17 protein-coding genes are annotated in these 14,283 nt (G+C 71.2%); 7 read left to right on the top strand and 10 right to left on the bottom strand.

The window, feature by feature from the left end:
• Nucleotides 1-6: 6 nt before the first annotated feature.
• Nucleotides 7-936: an aminoglycoside phosphotransferase family protein gene (locus AMK31_RS30920; protein ID WP_073944018.1), complete on the top strand. Its 930-nt coding sequence runs from the start codon at nucleotides 7-9 to the stop codon at nucleotides 934-936.
• Nucleotides 937-1,005: 69 nt separating this feature from the next.
• Here the strand turns inward: AMK31_RS30920 and AMK31_RS30925 are convergent, their stop codons facing one another.
• On the bottom strand, nucleotides 1,006-1,566 hold the full coding sequence (locus AMK31_RS30925) for a snapalysin family zinc-dependent metalloprotease (RefSeq protein WP_073944019.1): 561 nt from the start codon (nucleotides 1,564-1,566) through the stop codon (nucleotides 1,006-1,008).
• A 264-nt stretch (nucleotides 1,567-1,830) separates the two neighbouring features.
• Here AMK31_RS30925 and AMK31_RS30930 point away from each other — a divergent pair, with 264 nt between their 5' ends.
• Both AMK31_RS30930 and AMK31_RS30935 read left to right on the top strand, forming a co-directional pair.
• The gene (locus AMK31_RS30930) at nucleotides 1,831-2,661 is read left to right on the top strand and encodes a PP2C family protein-serine/threonine phosphatase (protein WP_073944020.1); all 831 of its coding nucleotides are present in this window, start codon (nucleotides 1,831-1,833) and stop codon (nucleotides 2,659-2,661) included.
• 99 nt (nucleotides 2,662-2,760) lie between these two features.
• The gene (locus AMK31_RS30935) at nucleotides 2,761-3,816 is read left to right on the top strand and encodes an MASE1 domain-containing protein (RefSeq protein WP_073944021.1); all 1,056 of its coding nucleotides are present in this window, start codon (nucleotides 2,761-2,763) and stop codon (nucleotides 3,814-3,816) included.
• 143 nt (nucleotides 3,817-3,959) lie between these two features.
• Here the strand turns inward: AMK31_RS30935 and AMK31_RS30940 are convergent, their stop codons facing one another.
• The 5 genes from AMK31_RS30940 to AMK31_RS30960 all read right to left on the bottom strand — a co-directional run bounded on the left by AMK31_RS30940 (nucleotide 3,960) and on the right by AMK31_RS30960 (nucleotide 8,487).
• Nucleotides 3,960-4,910, bottom strand: a complete 951-nt coding sequence (locus AMK31_RS30940; RefSeq protein WP_198948603.1) for an RNA polymerase sigma-70 factor — start codon at nucleotides 4,908-4,910, stop codon at nucleotides 3,960-3,962.
• Between the two features lie 79 nt (nucleotides 4,911-4,989).
• Entirely contained in the window at nucleotides 4,990-5,463 is a 474-nt protein-coding gene (locus tag AMK31_RS30945; protein WP_073944022.1) for a carboxymuconolactone decarboxylase family protein, read from the bottom strand.
• A 117-nt stretch (nucleotides 5,464-5,580) separates the two neighbouring features.
• Nucleotides 5,581-6,690 (bottom strand): serine hydrolase domain-containing protein, encoded by a 1,110-nt coding sequence (locus AMK31_RS30950; protein ID WP_073944023.1) that lies wholly within the window; start codon nucleotides 6,688-6,690, stop codon nucleotides 5,581-5,583.
• Nucleotides 6,691-6,897: 207 nt separating this feature from the next.
• Nucleotides 6,898-7,734, bottom strand: a complete 837-nt coding sequence (locus AMK31_RS30955; RefSeq protein WP_073944024.1) for an LppX_LprAFG lipoprotein — start codon at nucleotides 7,732-7,734, stop codon at nucleotides 6,898-6,900.
• Nucleotides 7,735-7,890: 156 nt separating this feature from the next.
• A complete protein-coding gene (locus AMK31_RS30960) occupies nucleotides 7,891-8,487 on the bottom strand; it encodes an SMI1/KNR4 family protein (RefSeq protein ID WP_073944025.1) in 597 nt (198 codons plus the stop codon).
• Between the two features lie 155 nt (nucleotides 8,488-8,642).
• On the opposite strand from AMK31_RS30960, the gene AMK31_RS30965 reads away from it, so the two are divergent.
• On the top strand, nucleotides 8,643-9,014 hold the full coding sequence (locus AMK31_RS30965; RefSeq protein WP_073944026.1) for a hypothetical protein: 372 nt from the start codon (nucleotides 8,643-8,645) through the stop codon (nucleotides 9,012-9,014).
• 20 nt (nucleotides 9,015-9,034) lie between these two features.
• On the opposite strand, the gene AMK31_RS30970 is transcribed toward AMK31_RS30965, so the two are convergent.
• The 3 genes from AMK31_RS30970 to AMK31_RS30980 all read right to left on the bottom strand — a co-directional run bounded on the left by AMK31_RS30970 (nucleotide 9,035) and on the right by AMK31_RS30980 (nucleotide 11,433).
• Nucleotides 9,035-9,742, bottom strand: a complete 708-nt coding sequence (locus tag AMK31_RS30970) for a B3/B4 domain-containing protein (protein WP_073944027.1) — start codon at nucleotides 9,740-9,742, stop codon at nucleotides 9,035-9,037.
• Nucleotides 9,743-9,878: 136 nt separating this feature from the next.
• Nucleotides 9,879-10,526 (bottom strand): FMN-binding negative transcriptional regulator, encoded by a 648-nt coding sequence (locus AMK31_RS30975; protein WP_073944028.1) that lies wholly within the window; start codon nucleotides 10,524-10,526, stop codon nucleotides 9,879-9,881.
• 70 nt (nucleotides 10,527-10,596) lie between these two features.
• Nucleotides 10,597-11,433 (bottom strand): DMT family transporter, encoded by an 837-nt coding sequence (locus AMK31_RS30980; RefSeq protein ID WP_073944029.1) that lies wholly within the window; start codon nucleotides 11,431-11,433, stop codon nucleotides 10,597-10,599.
• Between the two features lie 120 nt (nucleotides 11,434-11,553).
• On the opposite strand from AMK31_RS30980, the gene AMK31_RS30985 reads away from it, so the two are divergent.
• The 3 genes from AMK31_RS30985 (at nucleotide 11,554) to AMK31_RS41745 (ending at nucleotide 13,682) form a co-directional block, all read left to right on the top strand.
• Nucleotides 11,554-12,138, top strand: a complete 585-nt coding sequence (locus AMK31_RS30985) for a helix-turn-helix domain-containing protein (RefSeq protein WP_073944030.1) — start codon at nucleotides 11,554-11,556, stop codon at nucleotides 12,136-12,138.
• 106 nt (nucleotides 12,139-12,244) lie between these two features.
• Entirely contained in the window at nucleotides 12,245-13,171 is a 927-nt protein-coding gene (locus AMK31_RS30990; RefSeq protein WP_073944031.1) for a hypothetical protein, read from the top strand.
• Nucleotides 13,172-13,379: 208 nt separating this feature from the next.
• The gene (locus AMK31_RS41745; protein ID WP_241842767.1) at nucleotides 13,380-13,682 is read left to right on the top strand and encodes a S1 RNA-binding domain-containing protein; all 303 of its coding nucleotides are present in this window, start codon (nucleotides 13,380-13,382) and stop codon (nucleotides 13,680-13,682) included.
• A 36-nt stretch (nucleotides 13,683-13,718) separates the two neighbouring features.
• On the opposite strand, the gene AMK31_RS31000 is transcribed toward AMK31_RS41745, so the two are convergent.
• Complete coding sequence (locus AMK31_RS31000) at nucleotides 13,719-14,282, bottom strand: CGNR zinc finger domain-containing protein (RefSeq protein WP_073944032.1); 564 nt, start codon at nucleotides 14,280-14,282, stop codon at nucleotides 13,719-13,721.
• Nucleotide 14,283 lies beyond the last annotated feature (1 nt).

The raw sequence follows: 14,283 nt of genomic DNA on the forward strand, positions 1-14,283 counted from the left end.
GCCGGGATGACTGCGATACCAGGGGAGTTCGCACGCGGCACCATCGAGCGCGAGGGACAGGCCGGGCAGGCGTGGCTGGCCGAGTTGCCCGGGATCGTGGACGACTTGCTGGAGCGCTGGGCATGCGTGCCGGACGGCGAGGTCACGCATGGGGGAGTGGGCGTCGTCGTCCCGGTGCGGCGGGACGGCGAACCCGCTGTGCTGAAGGTGTCGTTCCCTCATCCCGGCAACGTCCACGAGCCCGACGCCTACGTGGCCTGGGCCGGGCGCGGTGCCGTCGTGTTGCACGAGCGCGACGACGAGCGGTTCGCCATGCTGCTGGAGCGGGTCAGCACCTCGACACTGGCGGAACTGGAGGACGGCGACGAGGTGGTGGCGGTCGCCGGGCGGCTCAACCGCCGCCTGGCCATCCCCGCGCCGCCCGGCCTGCCCCGGCTGCGTGAGCAGGCCGGCGCCTGGGAGGAGCAGCTGGGCAGGGACGCTGAGGAGCTGCCGCACGCGCTGCCACGCAGGGTACTGGACGCCGCCGTGGCGACCGTCCGCGAACTGGGCCGCGCCCAGCCGGACACCCTCGTCCACGGCGACCTCCACGCCGGGAACATCCTGCGCGCCGACCGCGAGCCGTGGCTGGCCGTCGACCCCAAGGGGTGTGCGGGAGACCCCGCCTACGACGGCGGAACCCTGCTGAAGTCACGCGCACTGGCGCTCGTCCAGGCGGACGACCTGCACAAGGCCGTCCACCGCGTCCTGGACGTCTTCGCCGAGACCGCGGAACTCGACCGCGAGCGCGTCCGGCGGTGGGCCCAGTTCCACGCGGTGCAGTCCGCGTACTGGGGCCGGCGCCATGGCTTCCGTGTGGCCCGCGGCGGAACACGGCTGGACCTGCTCACCCGGTTCCTGGACCACCTGGCGGAGCTGCTCACGGAACGCCCGTGAGCGCGGCCCGACGACGACCGCCGCGGAGTGCGCGGGGACGGGTGGCGGACCGCCCCCGCGCCCGGTGGGTCAGCCCACCAGCACCTTGTCGCGCACGGCGGTCGCCGGTTGCGTGAGCGCGAGCCCGAAGTTGTCCTCCACCTCCGCTCGCTCGGCGGCGTCGGGGTACGGGTTCGTGCACGCCACTCCGGCGCTGGAACCCGACATCAGACTGGTGCACGGGCCGGGCTTGCGGTCGGGCAGGCCGAGGATGTGACCGATCTCGTGTGCCGAGATCCGGACCGTGTTGTAGCCCTGGTTGACGGCCTGCCGTCCGATGTAGACGGTGCCGTTGCCGAGCGAGGTGGGCAGGGCCCGTGGCCAGCCGTTGTCGGCCAGTATGCGGATGTTGGCGCGTTGTCCGGCCGCGGCAGGGCGCAGCTCGACGCTGTCCACGCTCTCGTTCCAGATGGCCGCGCCACGGTCGACGGCGGCCTTGAACTCCGCCGACGCACTCGCGTCGTACGTGACGACGCGGGCCGCCTGGGCCCGCGTATCGGCGGCCGCCGGCGCGGCGTGGGCCTGGCCCGCGGTGGCCAGGCCCGCCGCGAGGGTGGCAGCGAGGATGGGGACGAACGTGCGTGCGTGCAAGGTCGGCCTCCTGTGGGGGAAGGTGGGCGTGCTCATGCCACGTTCTGCAGGGCTCCCTGCCCGTGCCCGGCGAACGTCAATCCCTCAATCGGCATCCCCGCCCACGATGCCGTAGCCCTGCGGACATGTGCACGTGCCGCTACCCGCGGCGCGGGCTCGGCATGCCGAGGAGGCCGCGCCCCGATAGAATCTCAGAATTTGACAGGACATTTCACAGCAAGCTTCTTCGCTGGGAGAGGGCCGCTGACCTGGCCGGAGTGATCGATGTCCCGCAGACACCCGACCGACGACGCTGACGAGCTGCTCGCCAGGCTCGGAGCGCTGACCGCACAGGCCCGTGAACGCGCGGAGCTCCAGCGGTCGCGGCTGGAGCTGGCCGTCGCCCTCCAGCAGGGCATGCTCCCCGCCACCCTGCCGGTGGTCCGCCGCTTCCACCTGGCCGTCGAGTACCAGCCCGCCCACCACGGTCTGAGCGTGGGGGGAGACTGGTACGACGCGTTCCGGATGCCCGACGGCTGCGTCGGGCTGTCCATCGGCGACGTACAGGGTCACAACATCGAGGCAGCCGCCTTCATGGGGCAGGTCCGGGTCGGACTGCGCGCCCTCGCCTCCGTCACCAGCGAACCGGGCGAACTCCTCGCCCGCACCAACAACCTGCTGCACGCCCTCGGCACCGACCTCTTCGCCACCTGCACGTTCATCCGCCTCGACCCGGCGACCGGAGTGCTGGAGAGCGCGCGGGCCGGGCACATACCGGCCGTCTGGGCCAGGGCGGACGGCCGGTCCGGCCTCGCCGACGACGCGGGCGGACCGCCCCTCGGGGTGCTCCCGGAGATCGAGTACCCGGTGACCGTGCACCGCCTCTCCGCGGGCGACGTCCTCGTCCTGGTCACCGACGGCGTGGTGGAGGGACCGGCGCTGAGCCTGGACGAGGGCCTCGACCAGGTGGTGCGGCTCGCGGGCGTCGCCGCCGTCGCCGGCATGCAGGCGACCTCGCTGGCCACCGCGGTGATCAAAGGCGCCGAACGGGTGGGGCACGCGGACGACGCCGCCGTCCTCGTCGTCGGCCGCGACAAGCCCGCCCCTCACTCCTAGGGGGTGTCTCGTCGATCAGCCCGGCATGATCGGCAAGACACCCCCTAGGGAGATCCAACGGACGCCGCCGCCTCGCCGAACGGCCGGTCCCGGTGTGTGATGACAACTGTGGTGCGTACCCCGGATCGGCGCCGAGCGGTCGTCTACGGCTTCCAGATGCTGGCCGTCGCCGCCTGTTATTACGCGGCGGGACGGCTAGGACTGCTTCGCCAGCTCGCGGTCGGAGACGCGGTGTTCACGCCCATCTGGCCGCCCACCGGCGTCGCGGTGGCCTCCCTGTTCATCTTCGGCCTGCGCTGCTGGCCGGGCATCGCACTCGGAGCTCTTCTCATCGTCCTGTCGCTCACGTCGCCCGGGCCCTCCGTGCTCGGCACCGTCGCCGGGAACACCCTCGCCCCCGTCTGCGCCTACCTCATGCTGCGCAGGGTGGGATTCCGGACCGGTCTGAGCCGGTTACGGGACGGCGTCGCCCTGGTCTTCCTGGGGGCGCTCGCCGCGATGCTGATCAGTTCCACGGTGGGCGTCACCCTGCTGGTCGTCACGGGCAAACTCGGCCTGGACGGCTTCTGGCCGGTCTGGCTGGCCTGGTGGGTGGGCGACGCGATGGGCGTGCTGCTCGTCACCCCGGCCCTGCTCCTGCTGAGCGAGGCACGCGAGCCGCCCGACCTGGCGCGCTGGAAGGAGGCCCTGGCCCTGGCCGCCGTGGCCTGCGCCGTCATCCCGGTGGCCACGACCAGCAGGCTGAGCCTGCTCTACCTGATCTACCCCTTGCTGATCTGGGCGGCCCTGCGCTTCCAGCTGGTGGGCAGTGTGCTGTGCGCCCTGGCCGCCTCCGTCCTGGCCACCCTCGCGGCCACCGACGGCAGCGGCCCCTTCGCGGAGCTGACCCGAATCGAGGTGATGATCAAACTCCAGGTCTTCAACGGATCGATGGCCCTGACCGCCCTGCTGCTGTCGGCCGTGATCACCGAGCAGCACAACACCCGGCGCTCGGTGGAGCTGGCCTGCCAGGAACTGGTCGAGGTCCTCGAACACCTCACCGCGGGGGAGGCCCCGCCCAGCCGCTCACCGACGGACCGCGACGGCCTGCCGCGGGACCGCGACGGCCCACCGGGCAACGGAGCGGGCCCTCGGGCCTCGCCCGAGGGCCCCTGAGCGTCACGAGTGCGTTCGCCCTGATGGCTGAGTGGATGACGACGAGGTCGTCCTTCGCCTGGACGGCGTAGAGGCCGGTTCACCAAGGCGCGCGGCCGCGGGCTGGCCGCTCGGGTACGGCCGTAAGCGGCCCATGCGACGGATCAGCCTCGCTGCCGTCGGGCTCGTCGCACCTCCTGGTCGATGGCCCAGGCGTCGGCGACCGGGCCGAGATGGCTCAGCTTGTCGGGGTTGATGACCGAGCGGATGGACTGGATCCGCCCGCCGAGCATGTCGAGGACCATGGTGTGGAGGACCCTGCCGTCCCGGTCCCGGAAGACCGCGCCCGGCTGACCGTTCACCTCACGCGGCTCGAACGTCACGTCGATCCGAGCCATCAGCGGATACACGGAGGCGAGCAGCCGTGCCACGTTCTCGGCGCCGACGACGGCCCTGGAAAGCTGCGGGGCCTTGCCGCCGCCGTCCCCGACCAGCTGCACGTCGGCGGACAGCAGCTCCCGCAGCCCCTCAACATCGCCGCTCCTCAGCGCGTCGAAGAACCGCGTCGCGAGCTCCTGCCGCTCCTGACGGTCCGCCTCGAACCGCGGCCGCCCGGCCCGCATGTGCCGGCGCGCCCGCACCAGCAGCTGCCGGCACGCCGCCTCCGACCGTCCCACGGCCGCGGCGATCTCGTCGAAGCCGAAGGCGAACACCTCCCGCAGCACGAACACCGACCGTTCCAGCGGGCTGAGCCGCTCCAGGAGCAGCAGCGCCGCCATCGAGACCGAGTCGGCCAGCTCCGCCGAGCGCTCGGGGTCCTCGTACGGATCGCTGAGCAGCGGCTCGGGCAGCCAGGGTCCGACGTACTCCTCCCGCCGCACCCGAGCCGAGCGCAGCACGTCGATCGCGATCCGGGTCACCGTCGCCGACAGAAACGCCTTGGTCGACCTGGGCCGTGTGGGGGAGTTGTCGAAGCGCAGCCATGTCTCCTGGACCGCGTCCTCGGCCTCGCCCACGCTGCCCAGAATCCGGTAGGCGATCGAGAACAGCAGCGGCCGCAGCTCCTCGAACTCCTCCACCCGCCCGGTCTGCCCGGCCTGCTCGACCTTGCTCATGCGACTCCCTCCAGAGGCCTTGCGGGGCGGAGCCCCGTCGGGACCGGGGACCACCCCGGCCCCGGAACGTGCCCGCCGCTCAGTGGAACTGCCCGGCCACGTAGTCGCCGGCCGGCTGCCGGGTGATGACGTTCAACCGGTTCACCGCGTTCATGAAGGACACCAGCATCACCAGAGCGGTGAGCTGCTCCTCGTCGTAGTGCGCGGCAGCCCGCGCCCACACCTCGTCGCCGACCCCGCCGGCCGCGTCCGCGACCCGGGTCCCCTGCTCCGCCAGCTCCAGCGCGGCACGCTCGGCCTCGGTGAAGACCGTCGCCTCCCGCCACGCCGCCACCAGGTGCAGCCGTACCGGCGTCTCGCCGGCGGCGGCGGCCTCCTTGCTGTGCATGTCGATGCAGACGGCGCAGCCGTTGATCTGGCTCACGCGAAGCGCCACCAGTTCCTGCGTCGAGGCCGGCAGCGGCGACTCCTTGAGCTCCCTGCCCGTGGACATGAAGTACTTGAGGGCCTTGCCCGCGGTCGGGCTGGTGAAGTAGTTCAGTCGAGCGTCCATGAGGTGCCCCTCCCTGTCGTGCGCGGTCGTCAGTGCCTGCACACCCGAGACGAGACAGCCCGGCGCCCTGTGACATGGCCGCGTATGTGGGCGCCGAGATCACTTACGAGACGGCCCTCAGCCGCGCTCACCGGCGCACAGAGCGGCGTCCACGGCGCCCTGGAGGTGGCGCAGGCTCTGTCCCTGGGCGGTCCACGTCGTGGAGTAGACGGTGACCGTGCCGCGGCCGGCGGTGGCCCGGCCGCCCGCCACGGAGTTGCCGGGCAGGTCGCCGCCGTGGCCCCAGTAGACGCCGCCGCAGCTGAGCGGGATGGAGGCGACCCCGTAGCCGTAGCGGCTGCCCGCCGGGTACGTGTCCCGGCCGCCGACGTCGGAGGCGTCCCGCGTCATCAGGCGCAGTGCCCAGCCGGGCAGGAGACGGCCCCCGAACAGCCCGTCCCAGAACTTGTTCAGATCCTTCGGAGTGGAGACCAGGCCGCCGGACGCGCCGAACTCGTAGCCGGGCAGCTCGGTGAGGTCGACCCGCCCGCCCTGGGGATTCGCGGGGTGCACGCCGTAGTTGCGGGCGTGCGGTCCCCGCAGGGTCAGCTCGCCCGGTGCGGGCCAGTACGTGTCGTCCAGGTGCAGGGGGCGCAGAATGGTGCGCTCGATGTAGTCGCGGAAGCCGACCCCGGACGTCTTGTCGATCACCATGCCGAGGACCAGGTAATTGGTGTTGGAGTAGCCCCAGTCGGTCCCGGGCTCGAAGTCGGGCGCCTTGCCGAGCGCCAGCGCCAGATACTCCTCGGGCGTGCCCGGCCGGGTCCAGTCGACCAGCGTGGAGTACTCCGTCAGCCCGCTGGTCTGCTTGAGCAACTGCCGGATGGTGATGGTGCGGTCGGCGAGCTGGGGTACGTATCTGCCGGCGCGGTCATCGAGCCGTATCCGGCCGTCCGCCACCAGGCGCATCACCGCCGTCGCGGTGAACGCCTTGGTGTTGCTGGCCAGCCGGAACCGGCCGTTCGCGTCGACCATCGACCGGCCCGAGCCGAGGTCCGCGACCCCGGCGGTCCACGTCGCCTTGCCGGCACTGGAGTAGGCCAGGGCGCCCGGCACTCCGTCCTCCTCGACGAGCAGGTCCAGCTGCTGCTGCACCGGGTCGGCGGGACGGGCCGTCGCCGTGGGAACGGCGGTGGCCGTGAGGGCGGCGGCGAGCAGGACTGCGGCGGCGAGACGCTTGTGTTTCACGGATCTTCCCCCTGGTCGTGGTCCGCGTCATGCGGACCGATCAACTGTGCTCGTCGATCTTCCCTGTGGTCCGCCGCGCGCTCAATGCGGTTGGACCCCAGGTCCGGGGTGGGGGTAGCCCCCGGCTGTGGGGTCGGACAGCCCGGTGGCTCGCTGGATAACTGCTGTGCTGCGTACGGCAGTTGACAGCGGACGACAGCCGCCTCGTCAGCTCTGGGCGCGTCCCTGCTTGCCGACCTCGTCGGTCATGTCCGTCACCTGCCGCGCGGGAGGGGCGTCCGCGTTCACGTCGGTGCCGAAGTCGGAGAACTCCAGGACCGTCCGTACCGTCGCCTTGGTGGCGGCCTTCACGGTCATGTCGACCTGCTGGCGGCGGATACGCCCGTCGTCGTCGAGCCAGAGGTCCATCGGCAGGCTGGGGCCGACCTGCTTGCTCAGCTCGCTGCCATTGGGCAGCTTGGCGACGTCGACCGTCACGCGGTACCGCGTGGTGTGCACGCCGTCGATGACGGATGTGCCTTTCCTCGTCACGTCCTTGTCGTCGATCGCCTTGGCGAACGCCGCCGACTGGGCCGGATCGTTCACGGACTGACCGCCGGCTCCCTGCCGGGCGGCTACCTTCTTCAGGTCGATCTTGATCCACGGCTTGCCGCCGGGCGCCTGCCCCTCGGGAGGCTTCTGGTACAGCACCCGGTCCACCACCCGCTGCTCGATCCGCTGGCCTTCCGCGGTGACCGTCATGACGCTGTCGCCGTCATCGAGGTCGACGGTGCCCTCGCCGTTCGCGGTCGCCGAGGAGCCCTCGGCGGAGGTCCGCACCTTCAACGTCACCCGTGCGGTGTCCTCTTCGGCTGTCTTGTCGTAGGCGGAGCGTACGGCCTGCGTGCCCTGTTCCCGCGCACCGGCGCTCCCCGTGGAGGAGACGCCGTCCGAGGGTCCTGCCGCGTCGCTGTCGTTCCCGCAGCCCGTCACCAGCACCGTGCCGGCGAGAACCCCGGCGACGGATAACGCGCCGATCCTGCTGCCGTTGCCTGACCTGGCCATCAAGACGATCCTCCTGTCTGGCTGTTCGACGTCCGACTCTCCGGTCACCGACCGGCTCAGTGCGATACCGGCCGTCACGTGTACGGTTCCAAGTGCCCGGATACGGCACGAACGCACCACCTACGCAACCCGTTCTGCCCGGGACGCACGCGGACGCTAATCCCAAACGAGACGGCCGTCGGCGACATGCGGGGCCGCGGTGTCCTCAAGACCGCGCCCTGCCCAGAGCGCGTCGGCGAGTTGAGTCAGGTAGGCGGCGAAGGTTTCTTCTCCGGGGCTCGGGATCTCGGCCTCTCCGTAGGAGCCGATCAGCCCGTAGCCCCCACCGGGAGTGCAGTCGGTGTAGAGGCCGTAGAAGCCGTCGGGGTCGCCGGCGGAGACGGGCAGGTGGCGCTGGTGGGGCTGATCGTCGAGGCCCTCGGCTCCCGCCGGGCCGTTGAACCACACGCTCAGCATGTCGAGAGGCCCGATTCCCTCGCCGCCGGGCAGGAAGTAGCCGGTCGGCTGAGGATCGTCCCCGGATACGGGCCAGTCGAAATCGGACGCCGGGCCGGTGCCGTTGCGCACCAGGTAGAAGGCGCGCACATCGGCGGGGACCGTCAGGTCGAGTTCCTGTTCGAGAGCGCGGATGTCGTCCTGTGCCGCGGGCGCGGGTAGCCGTTCGAAGGTGCGGGGCGCATGCTGTCGAAGCCATGTCTCGATGCGCGTCCAGGCGGCCAGGGCGAATTCGGCCTGTACCTGATCATCATTCATGAGCGGGACCCTAGCCGCTGGGTGCCGACGTGATCGCCGCCGTGCGGTCGCTGCGGTTGCCGCTTCCGCCATCGGGGTCATGCTGGAAATGACGGGGCACCCTTCGATGCCCGCGAAGGGTACAGCGCCCTCTTCTCGCAACCCAGGAGGCTGTCATGGGACAGCACGGCGGAACTGTGACGGTCATTCCCAGCTGGATTCCCCAGGAGACCATGTTCGACATCGTGTGGGAGGACGAGAGGCTGTCGGATCCCCGGCCGAACGGCAGATGGGACGGACAACTCGCCTTGTTCGGGGGAACCGGTAGCACCCAGGGGGAGTGGGACTGGGAGGCAGCCGCGCAGAAACTGGGTCTGTGGGTGCCCGTGCCGAACGGCGCAGGCCACAGGCGTTTGATCGCGACGCTCGACCAGTTCGTGTTTCCGCTGGTGACCGGGATGTCGGGAACCGGCCATCTGATGCCGGGTCTCGCACCGGTCAGCGGAGAGCTGACTCTTACTTGGCGGGGAAACTCGTCCGGATTCTGAGCGTCGCGTGCTCGACCAGCTCACACCGTGGCCTGGGGCTGTTCCGGGCACAAGTAGTACACGGCGGTCTGCTCGGCGTGTGACGCGAGGAGGCCCCGCAGTTCTTCCGCGGCGGTCTTGAGAAGGTCGCCGTCGCGGGCGGCGTTGAGGGTTTCGAGGGCGAAAGCGACGTGCGTCGAGCCTTCGGTGACGCGGGTGCGGTGGGCGTCGCGGTGGTTCCAGTGGCGGGTGAGGACGCCGGCCGTGTCGGCGTAGATGATCTCTCCGGGCTTGGGGTTCTCGACGGTGTCGGGTTCGCCGAGCGGGGTGAAGGATTCGGAGCCGTCCGCGTACCGGATGTCGACGTCCCCTGCGACATGGTCGAGGTCGAAGGCGCCGGCGGGCAGGCCGTGGCGGACGGAGACGACGTTGTAGGAGTCGACCGCCGGGTTGATGCGCGGCAGGGCACCCTTCTTGGCGAGGCGGCGGCCGAGCGCGTCGACGCTGGGGCGGACGCGGCGCGGGTTGGTGCCGAAGGAGCGGTAGGCGGCGTGCCACTGCTCGATGCGCGGGTCGGTCTCGTCGGCGGGCTGCCAGACGCCGAGGGCGAGCTGCTGCTCCAGCGCCTCGACAGCGGCGGCGGTGTCGGGCCAGGGCTCGTGTCCGCGCAGGCCGGTGGCGGTGACCAGGGCGATGAGGGTGTCGGGGAAGGCGTCGGCGACGGCAGGGGCGATGCGGAAGACGGTCATGGGAGGGTTTCCGTTCCTTCGTGCGTGGGTGCGTGGGTGCGTGGGTGGTGCGCGGGTGCGTGGGCGCTTGGCTGCGCGTGTCGGTGTGTATCGGGTGAGGTGAATCTCTGCTGATATCGGGTCGGCTCAGGCGGTTTCAGGGCTTCCAGGGGCCGATACGGTCCAGGCGGCGGCGCTGTTGCAGGGCGGTGGGGACGTCGAGGTCCTGGCCGCGTTCGGTCAGGTGGTCGGCGACAGCCGTGCGGTGCTCGACGGGCTTGTGGTCGTCGTACTTGAACTTCGCCCGTACGTCGGTCACCGCCAGGCGCAGACCGCGGATGCCGGGCAGCATCCGGCCGTAGGGCGGCTGGTCGACGGCGATGGGGGCGTGGTCGCCGTCGGGCTGGAAGTGGGCCATCTGATGGCGCAGCAGTTCGGCCTTGGCTTCCGGGTCGTCGACGATGTGGGCGCGGCAGGTGAACTGGACGGCGGTGTAGTAGCTGGTGGGCACGCCGTCGGTGGGCGGGGTGCCGGGCTTGGCGCGCCACGGGCCGGGGATGAAGGCGTAGTCGCCGAAGACCGTGAACAGGACGTTCGGGTCGTTCTCGATGGCCTGCCAGATCGGGTTGGGGCGGGCGAGGTGGATCAGCAGGTGGCCGGGGGCGCTCGTGAAGTGGGTGGGGACGGCGACCGGGGCCTGGCCGGGCAGGCCGTTGACGCTCAGGATGCCGAAGTCGTGCCCGTCGGCGACCCAGGTCTGCCATTCGGCTTCGTCGAGGCTCGCGTCCCAGGGCTGGATGAACATGCGGTACTCCTTGCTGTGGGGCGGCGGGGCGGCGGGGCGGCGGGGCGGTGGTGCGGCTGGCGGGAGGCGTTCAGGTGAGGGCGAGGAGGCTGACGGCGACGGCGGCGGTGCCCAGGCCGACGAGCTGGCCGCGGTGGATGCGCTCGGCGAGCACACTGCGGGCGAGCAGGACGGTGCCGGCCGGGTAGAGGGCGGTGATCACGGCGACGACGGCCAGGTCGCCGCTGCGGGCGGCGAGCAGGAACAGCAGGTTCGCCACCGAGTCCAGCACTCCGGCGGCCGCCGACATCGAGTACGCGGGCTTCTCCGCCCCGAGCCTGCGGTACAGCAGCCCGGCAGCTGCCAGCGTGACCGCGGACGAGACCCCGCGGCCGACGATCAGAGGGGCCACGCCGCTGTCGGACGGCGCCTGGTGCAGGAAGATCAGCTGCAGTGCGATCGCGGCGCCCGCGCCGAAGGCGAGCAGCAGCGCGGTGCGCGACGGACGGGCCGACCCGGCGCCGTGGCCGGCGCTGACCAGTACCACCGCGACCAGCGCGAGCGGCAGACCCGCCAGGCCGGCCAGGCCGAGGCGCTCGCCCTGAAACAGGCCGACACCGACGGGGAGCATGGCGGAGATCAGGGCGGTGATGGGCGAGAGCACGTTCATCGGGCCGATCGCCAGGGTCCGGTAGAGCAGCGCGAAGGCGGCGGCCGACGCGACGCCGGACGCGGCACCCCAGCCGATCGTCGCGGCGCTGAAGGAGGCGCCGAGCACGGGCCAGAGCAGCAGCTCGACCGCGAGCGAGGCCGGGGCCGCGATCATCACGGTGCGCAGTACGTGGGCCTTGCGGGCGCCGAGGCCGCCGAGGAAGTCGGCACAGCCGTAGGCGAGGGAGCTGCCCAGGGCCAGCAGCAGAGCGATCACGGTACGTACATCCCTTACTATCAATGGAACGACTGAACCGTACATTGAACCGACCGCCCTGTGTCAACCAAATGACCGTACGGTCCATTGAAATGGTCCACTGCTGAGGATGGTGATCGGATGGCCGAGACAGAGGCAGCCCTGCGGACGCTCGCGCACAACGTCAGGACGGCCCGCAAGCGCGCGGGCCTGTCCCTGGACGAGCTCGGCCAGCGCGCCAAGGTCAGCAAGGGCGCCCTGGTGGCGCTGGAGAAAGCACACGGCAACCCGAACTTCTCCACCCTGGTCAGGCTGGCCGACACCCTCGGCGTCTCGGTGTCCGCCCTGATGGAGGGACCGGCCGAAGGCCGCGTCCGCGTCGTGACCGCCGATGCCGTGATGCCCCTGTGGACCGGAGCCGAGGGCAGCGAGGCCCGGCTGATGCTCACGACCTCCGGCCCGGCCCCGGTCGAGGTCTGGCGGTGGAAGCTCGAACCGGGGGAGGAGTACCCCAGCCACCCCCACCAGGCCGGAGTCGTGGAAACCGTCAGCGTCACGGCAGGCCGGATGATCCTCATCGTCGACGGCACCGAGCATCCCGTCGAAACCGGACAGACCGCCAGTTTCGATGGCGATGCCCCCCACACCTACCGCGGCGCCGGCACCGAGACCTGCCACCTGATCATGACCGTCCACATCCCGCCCGGCCCCGCGGCGGCGGTCTGACCTCCGGCATGGGGCGGAGAGAGAGCGTGGTCAGCCCGGGTATCGTCCTCGGTCTCTCGCGACGGTTCGTCAATGGTGAGCCGACGAGCGTCGTATCGTCACTTCCATGTACTACGAAGAGGCAGAGGGCACGGGCGAGGACCGGCCGACGACCGCTCGGCTGCGGCAGGTGCTGGAGCGTGCCGAGCGTGTCGTCATCGTCGAGGCGTCACCCGCCGAGGCCGACTCCGCCGACCTGCCCCGCCTCACCGTGACCGGCGCCGAGATCGGCGAACTGGCGCGGCTCCTGGCCATCGTGGACGGCGGCACCGGCGACAGGTGCCGCTGCATCGGCTGGCCGACGATCACGATCTACGGCACGCGGGGAGACCTGATCGCCCGCTGGACGCTGCACCACCAGTCCGGTCTGCGCGGACTGGGCGACTGCGACGCCGATCTGCGGGACGGCCCGGCGCTCACCGCGTGGCTGGCGGAACGAGGACTGACCCGATCGCGGAGCGTGCAGGAGGGGCTGGCCAGGGAAGAGGCCGAGGAGGAGCGGCGCCAGAAGGAGTGGATACAGGCCGCGCCGGAGGGGCTGGCCCAAGCCGCAGCGGACGTGGCCCGCCCGCCTGCGCGAGACTACGAGGCCTGGTCGGGTGGCCGTCAGCAGGCCGGCGACCGGCTCGCCGCTCTCGCCCAGCAGCGGTATCCCGACAGCGGCGAGCGGATCCGGCTCCTCCTGGCCTGGCTCGGAGTGTCCGCCCGGCGGTCGAGCGGCGGCATGAAGTGGTACGACATGGCGGTACTCCGCCAACTCCTGGCCGAGAACCCGGGCGTCGTCCTCGCCGCGTGTGTCGCGTCCCCGCTGACTCCGGCCCAACTCGACGGCGCCGCCCAGCTCTTCCGCACGGTCGAATGGACCAAGGCGCAGGGCAGAAACCTCCCGAAGCCGCTGAAGTCCCTGCTCATCGAGCACATCCGCGCGGACGGCACCGACGCCATGCGGTTCTGCATGAACCACGGCTACTACGGTGCCAAGCGGACCGTCTGAGCGGTCCCGCCCACGATGCCCTGTGCCAGGGTGGCGGGCATGGCCTGGCAGACTGAGAGCCCGGAACTCTGGGCGTTCCTGGAGTCACTGCAACCCGGCGCGGTACGTCGACGCCGGCACCGATGTCGTCGACGTAGGGCAGCGCGTCTCGTGCGAGTTCCTTCAGTTCGACACGTACAACGCCGAGGCCAGACTGTCCTTGAAGGCATTGCGGCCCGACCCTTTCCAGGCGTTCGCCTACCGGAGCGCGGTGGGTCAGGCGCTGCTCGGCACGGTCGTCAAGGTCCTCCCCGTCGGCGCCTTCGTCGACGTCGGGGACGGGGTCCTCGGGCTGGTCCCCTTCAAGGAGGTCCACGGCGGACCGGCGGCATGCCCGCCGGAGGCCTTCGAGAGCGGCGCCGAGATCTCAGTCGTCGTCTCGGACATCGACCGGCCGCATCGAAGGGTGCTCCTCTCCACGCCGGAGGCCGCCCCGGCCGTCACGAACGGGGCAGACCCGTCACCGTCCTGACCGGGCCGGCATCGCGCGATGCCCGGGGCCAAGCGGTCAGTGGGCGGCCCCGGCGGACGCGGTCTTCTTGCGTGCGCGGTAGGCGGCGGCCTTGTACTTGTTGCCGCAGGACTCCATGCCGCACCACTGGCGCCGCATGCCACGGGACCGGTCGACGTAGACGCGCGTGCACTCCGGGTTGCCGCACTCCTTCAGCAGTGGGACGTCCGGACCGCTGAGCAGTTCGACGGCCTGCCGGGCCACGGTGGCCAGGGCCTGCTCGGGAGTCGCCTCGGTGTGCCGGCCGGTCACGGTGAGCTGCGGTGTCGCGGCAGCCTTGCGCGCGGCGCCGTTGAGCACGGCGAGCGCTTCGCGGTCGGGCTCCTCGTCGAGGCGACGGTTGGTGATGAGCCGGTAGACGGCCTCACGCACCGTGGTCGCCTCCCGGACGTCCTTCTCCTCGCCGGGCGTGATCGTGTCCACGAGTCCGGATTCCAGGTACCAGGCGTTCAGCCGCTCCGGGGTCACAAGCATCTCGAACCGGGTCGAGCGCCGGGCCCGGAGAGTGGCCGCGAAGTCGAGCACCGGATGCCCGCAGACGAACACGTGGTCAGGATTCACG

This window comes from Streptomyces sp. TSRI0107 (assembly GCF_001905845.1).
Taxonomy (GTDB): Bacteria; Actinomycetota; Actinomycetes; order Streptomycetales; family Streptomycetaceae; genus Streptomyces.

Excerpts from the sequence above, each read along its gene's own strand:
- AMK31_RS30935 (WP_073944021.1), top strand. The coding sequence starts at position 2,761 with ATGACAACTGTGGTGCGTACCCCGGATCGGCGCCGAGCGGTCGTCTAC.
- AMK31_RS30975 (WP_073944028.1), bottom strand. The coding sequence starts at position 10,526 with ATGTTCATCCAGCCCTGGGACGCGAGCCTCGACGAAGCCGAATGGCAG.
- AMK31_RS30940 (WP_198948603.1), bottom strand. The coding sequence starts at position 4,910 with ATGAGCAAGGTCGAGCAGGCCGGGCAGACCGGGCGGGTGGAGGAGTTC.
- AMK31_RS30955 (WP_073944024.1), bottom strand. The coding sequence starts at position 7,734 with ATGGCCAGGTCAGGCAACGGCAGCAGGATCGGCGCGTTATCCGTCGCC.
- AMK31_RS30945 (WP_073944022.1), bottom strand. The coding sequence starts at position 5,463 with ATGGACGCTCGACTGAACTACTTCACCAGCCCGACCGCGGGCAAGGCC.
- AMK31_RS30970 (WP_073944027.1), bottom strand. The coding sequence starts at position 9,742 with ATGACCGTCTTCCGCATCGCCCCTGCCGTCGCCGACGCCTTCCCCGAC.
- AMK31_RS30985 (WP_073944030.1), top strand. The coding sequence starts at position 11,554 with ATGGCCGAGACAGAGGCAGCCCTGCGGACGCTCGCGCACAACGTCAGG.
- AMK31_RS30965 (WP_073944026.1), top strand. The coding sequence starts at position 8,643 with ATGGGACAGCACGGCGGAACTGTGACGGTCATTCCCAGCTGGATTCCC.
- AMK31_RS30920 (WP_073944018.1), top strand. The coding sequence starts at position 7 with ATGACTGCGATACCAGGGGAGTTCGCACGCGGCACCATCGAGCGCGAG.
- AMK31_RS30930 (WP_073944020.1), top strand. The coding sequence starts at position 1,831 with ATGTCCCGCAGACACCCGACCGACGACGCTGACGAGCTGCTCGCCAGG.
- AMK31_RS30960 (WP_073944025.1), bottom strand. The coding sequence starts at position 8,487 with ATGAATGATGATCAGGTACAGGCCGAATTCGCCCTGGCCGCCTGGACG.
- AMK31_RS30990 (WP_073944031.1), top strand. The coding sequence starts at position 12,245 with ATGTACTACGAAGAGGCAGAGGGCACGGGCGAGGACCGGCCGACGACC.